The sequence below is a fragment of the Oceanibaculum pacificum genome (assembly GCF_001618175.1).
Taxonomy (GTDB): domain Bacteria; phylum Pseudomonadota; class Alphaproteobacteria; order Oceanibaculales; family Oceanibaculaceae; genus Oceanibaculum; species Oceanibaculum pacificum.
The window spans coordinates 1-9194 of record NZ_LPXN01000025.1 but is presented as its reverse complement, the minus strand read 5'-3'; the positions used below and the strand labels follow the sequence as shown (position 1 = coordinate 9194).

Sequence of the window (9194 nt, the reverse complement as noted above, 5' to 3'; positions counted from 1 at the left end):
ATCGAAGGGCGCCACCACGGCGAGATACTGGCCGGTACGCAGGAAGCGCCGAGCCTGCAGACCGCTCTCGGCATAGCGGAAGACCGGATCATGGCGGCCATTGCCATGGGTCAGCCAATGACTGGCCGTCTCCCGGGCTTCCTGCTGCAAATGTTCAGGGAAGCTCAGCTGGGGCCGGGGGAACATCATCCGGAAGGTCCCGCATCGACAATGATGCCGGTGAGCTGGCGAGGGTGGCGGCAGCGCGGTCTCGTCCATGGCTCCTCCTTCAGGCAGCCCGCTTCCTGGCCCTCGGCGGGGCAAAGAGCAGCACCTGCGTCTTCGGCGCGGGCTCCGGCAACTGGTGCAGCTGGAACAGGCCGCCGCTCCCGCAGGCCGGGTCAACCGACCAGGGCGCATTGCAGACGATGATATCGTCGATCTGCGCCGTCTGCACCGCTGTCAGCCTGGCCCCGGCCCGGCGCGCGATCGACAGGCCCATGATCGCCATGATGCCATCATCCTCGGCGTCATTGCGTGCCAGATTCGCCCAGACAGAGGTGAAGCGGACATTGCCGGCAACATAACCGCGCTTCGGGTCGATCCGGTCCAGGCTGGGGGCGAAGAGCCGCTTGCGCGCGCCGGACAGCCGGACAGCCGAGAACGGCATGTCGGTTATCGCACAGCGCAACCCGCTCTGCTCGATCAGCTGCAGATAGAGTCTCGGCGTCAAAGCAAACGGCACCTTCTCCTGCCGGCCGCGGGCGCCGTTCCAGCAATCCAGCAGCGCCTTGGTCAGCGAGCGGATGGCGAAGGCCCGGTCGTGTCCTGCGGCCTGGGCGGCCGGGGCGAGGGGCGTGTCGCGGATCATCGGCGCGAGGGTCGCGGCGATCTGATCGCGGGTGGGATGACCAGTCGGGGTAAGGGACATGCGTGCCTCCGTATAGTCCAATACGGAATAATTCTCCACAGCCCCTTAGGAGTGTCAATTCCTAATGCCACCCGGCGGGAGAGACAGGTGGGCGCGCGCGACATATCAGATCGGGATTATCGGCGACTGATCGAGCTGCTGATCGCCAGGCGCCGCGCCGCCGGCCTCACCCAGAACGACCTGACCTATGGCCTGAAGAAGAACCAGGCCGGCATCTCCAAGCTCGAACGCTGCCAGCGCCGACTCGACGTCATCGACCTCGTGCGCTACTGCGACGCCATCGGCGCCGACCCGCTCGACATCATGCGCGAATGGCTCGGCCGGGGGTGAGGGGTGCTAACCTCATTCCCAGTGCCGCCGTATCACGCCTCGATTCTCGTCGGCAAGGGTCAGGCGGCTGCGGTGGTCATCACGATGGCCCGACCAAGCCGAGAATCATCATTATGCCGTACAATCTAAAGGTTTAATGTTCCGGGGACTATGCCCAGTCATTTCCCCAGCAATTCGTTGCTGATCAGTCGCCTGGATATTGCTTGGCCTGCAATAGGTTCGCCAGGTGCGCCGCGTTGCGCGCGAGCGTAGTAGCGGTCTCCGCCACCTTCTCTGGCGTCTTCTTTAACTCCTTAAAATCAGTAGACCCCATCGCCTCGCCGACCCAATAAGCCACGGCATTGGCTGGCAGGGTAAAGCCCACATCGTTCAACGCCTGATACAGTTCCGCCGAGACATGATGTGCGCCATCTTCGTTTCCGACAATGGCAACGCCAGCCACCCGATCGTAGGAAATCATGCGCCCTTTATCATCGGTCTCGGACAGAAAGGCATTCAATCGCTCTAGCACACGCTTGCAAACGCTGGAGGGCTGGCCCAGCCAGATCGGCGTTCCAAGGATAAGAATATCGGCCTTGAGTACGCGCTCGCGCAATCCAGGCCATTCGTCATCCGGCCCTTCATCTGAAGTGACGCCCGGTTTGATGTTGAAATCTACCGCGCGGACGATGTCACCAGTCACTCCGTGATTGGCGAGAGCTTTCATGATCAGCATCAACATCGTGTCTGTGGAAGATATCTCGTCGGTTCGGCCAGATTTGAGCGTGCAATTGATACCAAGAGCGGTGAGTGTCATAGGTGGATCTCCGTTTGCTGTTCAATTGCCAATGACGGCAGACAGAAGTTTGTTCCTTAGGAATCACTCGTCTGACTAAACCATTCACCGATTGCGGTTTCGGCGCGGCTCAAATTTGCCTGCGGCCGGCCGCGTAGAAACCGGTCTGACAATTCACCCATGCAAAAGGCTTCGATCAGCGGGCTCTGGACGTAGCTTTTACGCGCGCCAGAAGGGGTTACCCAGCATCTCGGCGACATTGCCCTTGCCCTGTGCTCGACAACATTAGAACTCACCTGAAATTCCGCCCCTTCGGCATGACTGCCTCCGCCGTCGTCACCTGCTTCTGCCTGTGATCAACCCCCGGCCGGCGCACCTCATCGGCCCGAGCGATCGCCCCGGTAAAAGCCCCGCCGGCACCACCCGCCTCAGCCACATCTCCGAGCGCCGCCAGATGATGGTTCAGATCGATGAGCCTGTGGGCGATCACATGCGTCACGCTCTCCTCGCGCTGCAGCAGCCCCTCGACCCCGAGCAGACGGCTGCCGAGCAGCGCCTTGCGGTGGGCTTCGAACACTTTCGGCCAGATGATGATGTTGGCGATCCCGGTCTCATCCTCCAGCGTGGCGAAGATGACGCCGGATGCCGTGCCGGGGCGCTGGCGGACCAGCACCAGCCCGGCAACGCACACCCTGGCCCCGCTGGGCAGGGTGGCGAGCTCGGCGCAGGCGCGCATGCGGTCGGCCGTGAGGCGGTCGCGCAGCAGGGCCAGCGGATGGCGCTTCACCGAGAGGCCGGTGACAGCGTAATCCTCCACCACCTGCTCGCCCAGTGCCATGGCGGGCAGCGTCACGGCGGGCTCCGGCTTCACCGTATCCGCCGCCGCAAACAGCGGCAGCGGCGAGATATCCAGCCCCCGCACCTGCCAGAGGGCGGCACGGCGGTCCTGGCCCATCCCGGCAAAGGCATCGGACCGGGCCAGCCGCTCCAGGCTGGCAGGGCTGAGACCGGTGCGGCGCTGCAGTTCGGCAATGCTGCCATAGGGCGCGGTGCGTGCGGCAACCAGCCGCTCGATCTCCTCCTCCCTGGCCCCTTTCATCAGCCGGAATCCGAGACGCAGCGCCAGGCCGGCATCACCCGGCTCCAGCGTGCAATCCCACTGGCTGTGATTGGCATCGACCGGCCGCACCTCGACGCCATGCTCGGCGGCGTCGCGCACCAGCTGGGCGGGCGCATAGAAGCCCATGGGCTGGCTGTTCAGGATGGCGGCGGCAAAGATCGCCGGGTGATGGCACTTCAGCCAGGAGGAGGCATAGACCAGCAGGGCGAAGCTGGCGGCATGGCTCTCGGGGAAGCCGTATTCGCCGAAGCCGCGGATCTGGCCGAAGCAGCGCTCGGCAAAACCCCGGTCATAGCTGCGGGCCACCATGCCCTCAATCATCTTCTCCTCGAAATACTGAATCGTGCCGACCTTGCGGAAGGTTGCCATGGCGCGGCGCAGCTGGTCGGCCTCCGAGGGCGTGAATCCGGCGGCGACGATGGCGATCTGCATCGCCTGTTCCTGGAACAGCGGTACGCCCAGCGTGCGCTTCAGTACCCGCTCCAGCTCGGGCGACGGGTAGGCGACCGGCTCTTCGCCGTTCCGCCGGCGCAGATAGGGATGCACCATGTCGCCCTGGATCGGTCCGGGACGGACAATGGAGACTTCGATGACCAGGTCGTAGAAGTGGCGCGGCTTCAGGCGTGGCAGCATCGACATCTGTGCCCGGCTCTCGACCTGGAACAAGCCAACGGAATCGGCCCGGCAGAGCATGTCGTAGACGGCGGGGTCTTCAGAGGGGATGGTCGCCAGATCGAGATCGCTGCCCTTGTGCTGCCGCAGCAGGTCGAAGCCCTTGCGCAGGCAGGTCAGCATGCCGAGCGCCAGCACGTCGATCTTCAGCAGGCCCAGCGCGTCGAGATCATCCTTGTCCCATTCGATGAGGGTGCGGTCCTGCATCGCCGCATTCTCGATCGGCACCATCTCGTGCAGCGGGCCCCTGGTGATGACGAAGCCGCCGACATGCTGGGACAGATGGCGCGGGAAGCCGATAATCTCGCGGGCCAGCCGCAACGCCAGGCGCAGCCGCCGGTCGGCAGGGTTCAGCCCCGCCTCGCGGATACGGTCCGCCTCAATGCCTTCCGCGCCCCAGCCCCAGACAGTGCGCGACAGCACGCCGACGGCATCCTGCGACAGGCCCATCGCCTTGCCGACATCGCGCAGGGCGCTCTTCGGCCGGTAGCTGATGACGGTGGCGGCGAGGCCGGCGCGCTCACGGCCATACTTGGCATAGATATACTGGATCACCTCCTCGCGCCGCTCATGCTCGAAATCCACATCGATGTCCGGCGGCTCGTTGCGCTCGGCCGAGACGAAGCGCTCGAACAGCAGCTCATGCGTGTCGGGGTCGACGGCGGTGATGCCCAGGCAGTAGCAGACGGCGGAGTTGGCGGCCGAGCCGCGGCCCTGGCAGAGAATGCCGCGCGACCGGGCAAAGCGGACGATGTCGGCAACGGTCAGGAAATACGGCGCATAGGAAAGCTGGGCGATCAGCGCCAGCTCGTGGCGCAGCGTGGCCTGTACCTTCTCCGGCACGCCGCCGGGAAAGCGCTTGTCCGCCCCCTCCCAGGTCAGGCGCTCCAGCGCAATCTGTGCGGTCTCGCCCGGCGGCACCGGCTCGGCCGGATACTCGTAGCGCAGATCGTCCAGGCTGAAGCGGCAGGCTTCCACGATCTCCAGGCTGCGGCGGAGCGCTTCGGGCCGGTCACGGAACAGCCGGGCCATCTCGGCGGGGTCCTTCAGATGGCGCTCGCCATTGGCCAGCAGCCGGGCGCCGGCCGTGTCGATGGTGCAGCCCTGGCGGATGCAGGTTAGGACGTCCTGGAGAGGTCGCCGGCTGGGGGCATGGTAGAGCACGTCATTGGTCGCCAGCAGGGGCACGCCGACCGAATCGGCGAGATCACCCAGCGCCTTCAGCCGCGCTTTGTCATCGCCGCGATAGAGATGGCAGGCGGCAAGCGACAGGCGGTTGCCAGCGCGGCGCTTCAGCTCGCGCAGATGGGCGGCAAAGGCATCATCCGGCCGATCGTCACATATCGCCACCAGCTGCTGACCCTCGACATGGGCCTCCAGATCGGCCAGGTCGAGATAACACGTCCCTTTGGGTGCGCGGCGCTTGCCCAGCGTCAGCAGGCTGGAGAGCCTGCCATAGGCAGCCCGGTCCTGCGGGAAGCAGAGCAGGCTGGGCGCGTCCCGGAAGTCCAGCTGCGCGCCCACCACCAGCCGGATGCCGGCCGGCTTTGCCGCCGCATGCATCCGCACCACGCCGGCCAGGCTGTTGCGGTCGGCGATGCCGATGGCGGCGAGGCCCAGCGCTTTGGCGCGCTCGACCAGCTCGGCTGCGTGCGAGCCGCCACGCAGGAAGCTGTAATTGCTGGTCACCTGCAGCTCGGCATACATCAGAACAGCCCGTGCATGTACCAGCGCGGGGCGCGGGGCTCGCCATAAGCACCCTCGCGGTACAGCCAGTAGCGCCGTCCCTCCTGGTCCTCCACCCAGTAATAATCGCGCAGCCGCGTGCCGGGCCGGTCGCGCCACCATTCCGGGGACAGCCGTTCCGGCCCCTCGGTCTGTGCCACCCGGTGCAGTACCGTTCTCCAGCGGAAGGTGAGCGGCGGATCATCCGGTACCATGGCGGTGACCTCTATCAACTCCGGGCTGGGCAGCAGGCGCAGCGGGCGCGGCTGTTCCGCCATCCAGGGGCGATGGCTGGGCGGGGCCAGGGCCGGCACCAGCGTGACGGCCCGTTCCGGGATATGGCTGTCGACCGGCTCCAGCCGGACCACCGCCTGGCGGCCCAGGCGCTGCTGCAACCGGTCGACCAGCCGGGCCAGGTCAGCCTCTCCGGTTGCAGACCTACCCTCCAGCCTCGCCTGTTGCGCCGGCAGAATCTCGGCCACCGGGGCTTCCAGAATCATGGCCTCGATGCCGAAGCCGAGATCGATCTCCTCTAGCCGCTCGGCGAACAGGCGCAGCACATGCCGGCGCTCCCGGCTCGGCCGGGCGGTGCCGATGCCGATCCGCTGCACCCCGCCATCGACGGTGAAGACCGAGAGATCACAGCGTCGCAAACCCTGCCCGGCCTGGTCCAGATCGACCAGCAGCCCGTCCAGCAGATGCTCCAGCGCCCGGTCGATGTCGCCGCGGGTGCCGATCGGTTCCGCGAAAGCCAGCTGCCGGCGGAACGGCGCCGGCGGATGCAGCGGTGCGATCGGCTCCGCCGCCCGGCCCAGCACCAGATCGAGCCGGCGTGCCACCGCATCGCCGAAGCGGGCGGTGAGCGGTGCGCGCGGCAGGTCCAGCAGATCGCCGATACGGCGCAGCCCCAGCCGCGCCAGCGCCGCCGCCATGCCGTCAGGAAGGCGCAGCGCCGCAACCGGCAGCGGGGCCAGCGCCTGCCGTGCCACACCCTCCGGCAGCACGCCACCCGGCCCGGCATGCGCCCAGGCCCAGCCTGCCGCCGGGGTGTCGGCGAGGGCTGTACGCAGGGTTAGGCCGAAGCCAGTGAGGCGGCGGGTCAGGTCGGCCAGCAGAATATCCTCCCCGCCGAACAGATGGGCGCAGCCGGTGACATCAAGCAGCAGCCCGTCGGCACCATCCAGCGCCACCAGGGGGCTATAGCGGCCGCACCACTGGGCGAGCCGGGCCAGCGCCTCGGCATCGGCGCATGGATCGGCCTCGCGCACAGCCAGATACGGCAGCAAGGCGCGTGCATCGGCGATGGGGAGGCCCGGTACGATGCCTTCCCCAGCCGCCAGCGCATCGACCGCCGTCACCCGCAGCCCGCCCTGAGCCGGCGCGATCACCGCCAGCGGCCGGTCGCGCAGCGGCGCACCAGGGTCAGACGGCCTGCGCCAATGCTCGGCTTGCCAATGCGGGAACCACAGCGAAACCCAGCGCCGCATCATCCCACTCCATGATCCAGGAACCGGGTTTGCCACCCCGGCAATGCAGCAGCTCGACCTGCCAGCGCGGGCGGTGCACGCCCCGCGCCGAGGGCGCCGCCGTCACCCGCCAGCGCGTCAGCGCCACCGAGCGTGCCCGCACCGGGCCGGACGAGACCAGCAGCGCCGTGACGCCCGACGCCTCCGCCGCCAGTTGCAGCCGGCGTGAGGCTGTGACGTCGGGCGACACGCCCTCGGCCAGTGCTACGGAGAGGGCGCCGCCGCGAAGCCCTTCCTCCACGGCCCAGAGCAGATCAGAGGGCGCGCGGGCCTCCACCAGCATCAGCCGGTCGGGCGGCAGGCCGTAGCGCGCCAGGCCCGGGCCGTAGGGCTCTCCCGTCTCCTGCCGGTCACGACGCAGGCGGAGCCAGAGCGCTCGACCGTCTGCTCCGGCACAACGGGAGGTCAGGCCGGTGGCGAAGGCCTGCACCGAGGCATCCCCTGGCACGCCTTCCAGCTGATGCACACCGCCGCGCGCCAGTCCGCGCCAGGGCAGAAAGAAGTCCAGCATGGGATCGCCGAGTGGCACTGACGACCGTGTTGCCGCGCCGCCGCCTGTCTCCAGGACCTGGAGGCGTCGGCGCAGCGCGGACAGGTTGATGGCGGAAGTAGGCATCGGCAGCGTATCGATTATTTGTTCATGAAATGTTCTATTTAGACTCTGCATCTAGGCAAACGAGAGTCAAGGAGGCATCGAAACATTGCCACTATGTAAGGCAGCTTTGGGCCAGCCGCGACTGGGCGCTATTGATGTCCGCCTCGGGAAGAGCGGACACTCGGATAGTGCGCACAGTATGGTGCCCAGAACAAGTGGCGACTACCACACTTGAAATAACGAACGGCAGCTTTGCGCTTAATTTCGGTCGTTCAACTCCCTCTTGCGATCTCCCGAAAGCCGACGATGCTTATGTCGTGGCCGAGCGCTAGCCAACTACTTTAGCGTATGTGTTCGAATCCCACCCGGCCCACCAGATTTTGCAGAATGCCTTTGGCTGCGATGCTCGCCGCCTTCGCTTCGATGGACGCCTTGCTGTGCGGGGTCTTCCGGGCGTTCTGCGGGTGCTTCTTGAGTTTGTTGAGCGGGATGAAAACCGTTTCGCCATGTTCGGGAACGGTCGGGGTCTGTGTCTTCGTCGTCATGGTCTTTCCTTTCATGGGCTTGGGTTGGAGCTCAGCGCTGCGCTGCAACCATGCCCGTCGGCGAGACCGGGGGGTGCAAGGTGCAAGGTGCAAGGGCGGACGGGCGGAGGGGGATCACCCTGCCTGCACAAGCGGATCGAAGTGATGGCGATGACGCAAAAGCAGGCATCCGCGCGGAAGGCTGGTGACCTGTTCCCCTGATTGTGTCCGTTCAGAAGTCGAGTCTCGTCACCGTTGAACTGCTACCGGATGCACCCTCGGTGAGGGGTGGAGTTTTCGGACCTTGATCGGCATTACGGGCTGGCTGCGTGTGCCGATTTCATGAGCGCCGCCGGGACGTTGTTCCCGATCGCGCCGTGTGGCCTTTGCTCATTGTAGTCTCTGCGCCAAGCCTCCAATTTTTCGGCCGCGTCGGCAAGGCTCAAGAACCAATGGGCATTCAGACATTCCGCCCGCAGCCGACCGTTGAAGGCTTCGATGAACGCATTGTCGGTGGGTTTCCCCGGCCGCGAGAAGTCCAGCGTGACACCCCGTTGATAAGCCCACAGATCCATGTAGCGAGAGATGAACTCCGATCCTTGATCGACGCGGATCGTCTTCGGATAGCCGATCTGTCGGCACACCCTCTCCAGCGTTTGCACCACATCCTCGCCCCGATAGCTGAACCGTGGATCGAGCACCGGTACATAACGGGAGTACGTGTCGACGACCGTCAGAACCCTGATCTTCCGGCCAGTCGTCAGTTGATCATGCACGAAGTCCATCGCCCAGACATCGTTGGGGCCGACAGCCTCGGCGCGGTCGTCGCGAAGCTTGGCCTTCACCCGCCGCTTCGGCGTCTTGTTGCGGAGCTGCATGCCTAACTCCTTGTAGATTCGATAGGTCTTCTTCTGATTGATCTGCCAGCCCTCGCGTCGCAACAGGACATGCACGCGCCGATACCCGAAGCGCACGCGGGTCTGGCAAATCTCCTTGATCCGCTGTTCCAAAGCGGCC

The 9194-nt window shown here is 65.8% G+C and carries 9 protein-coding genes; 1 reads left to right on the top strand and 8 read right to left on the bottom strand.

Translation table 11 applies throughout. The annotated features are described in order from the left end of the window. Both AUP43_RS02790 and AUP43_RS02785 read right to left on the bottom strand, forming a co-directional pair. On the bottom strand, positions 1 to 258 hold a 258-nt coding region (locus AUP43_RS02790), incomplete at its 3' end, for a hypothetical protein (protein ID WP_157089202.1). Positions 259 to 268: 10 nt separating this feature from the next. After that, positions 269 to 910 carry a hypothetical protein gene (locus AUP43_RS02785; RefSeq protein WP_067552368.1) on the bottom strand — a complete coding sequence of 214 codons (642 nt, stop codon included), beginning with the start codon at positions 908 to 910 and terminating at the stop codon, positions 269 to 271. An 87-nt stretch (positions 911 to 997) separates the two neighbouring features. Between AUP43_RS02785 and AUP43_RS02780 the strand changes: the two genes are divergently transcribed. Then, entirely contained in the window at positions 998 to 1240 is a 243-nt protein-coding gene (locus AUP43_RS02780; RefSeq protein WP_084462487.1) for a helix-turn-helix domain-containing protein, read from the top strand. Between the two features lie 184 nt (positions 1241 to 1424). Here AUP43_RS02780 and AUP43_RS02775 read toward each other — a convergent pair whose 3' ends face one another. The 6 genes from AUP43_RS02775 to AUP43_RS02750 all read right to left on the bottom strand — a co-directional run. Beyond that, entirely contained in the window at positions 1425 to 2036 is a 612-nt protein-coding gene (locus AUP43_RS02775; protein ID WP_067552364.1) for a flavodoxin family protein, read from the bottom strand. 271 nt (positions 2037 to 2307) lie between these two features. Further along, positions 2308 to 5514, bottom strand: a complete 3207-nt coding sequence (locus AUP43_RS02770; RefSeq protein ID WP_067552361.1) for an error-prone DNA polymerase — start codon at positions 5512 to 5514, stop codon at positions 2308 to 2310. Then, a complete protein-coding gene (locus tag AUP43_RS02765; protein WP_067552359.1) occupies positions 5514 to 7019 on the bottom strand; it encodes a Y-family DNA polymerase in 1506 nt (501 codons plus the stop codon). Before AUP43_RS02765 ends, AUP43_RS02770 begins: the two co-directional genes overlap by 1 nt. Then, positions 6955 to 7506: an ImuA family protein gene (locus AUP43_RS02760; protein ID WP_157089201.1), complete on the bottom strand. Its 552-nt coding sequence runs from the start codon at positions 7504 to 7506 to the stop codon at positions 6955 to 6957. Before AUP43_RS02760 ends, AUP43_RS02765 begins: the two co-directional genes overlap by 65 nt. 488 nt (positions 7507 to 7994) lie before the next feature. Continuing rightward, complete coding sequence (locus AUP43_RS02755) at positions 7995 to 8198, bottom strand: ParB N-terminal domain-containing protein (protein WP_067552354.1); 204 nt, start codon at positions 8196 to 8198, stop codon at positions 7995 to 7997. 293 nt (positions 8199 to 8491) lie between these two features. Then, a partial coding sequence (locus AUP43_RS02750; RefSeq protein WP_067552351.1) for an IS3 family transposase occupies positions 8492 to 9194 on the bottom strand: 703 nt, incomplete at its 5' end.

Bases quoted from the DNA above. Each gene is read 5' to 3' on its own strand.
- AUP43_RS02775 (WP_067552364.1), bottom strand. From the start codon at position 2,036: ATGACACTCACCGCTCTTGGTATCAATTGCACGCTCAAATCTGGCCGA.
- AUP43_RS02765 (WP_067552359.1), bottom strand. From the start codon at position 7,019: ATGCGGCGCTGGGTTTCGCTGTGGTTCCCGCATTGGCAAGCCGAGCAT.
- AUP43_RS02785 (WP_067552368.1), bottom strand. From the start codon at position 910: ATGTCCCTTACCCCGACTGGTCATCCCACCCGCGATCAGATCGCCGCG.
- AUP43_RS02770 (WP_067552361.1), bottom strand. From the start codon at position 5,514: ATGTATGCCGAGCTGCAGGTGACCAGCAATTACAGCTTCCTGCGTGGC.
- AUP43_RS02755 (WP_067552354.1), bottom strand. From the start codon at position 8,198: ATGACGACGAAGACACAGACCCCGACCGTTCCCGAACATGGCGAAACG.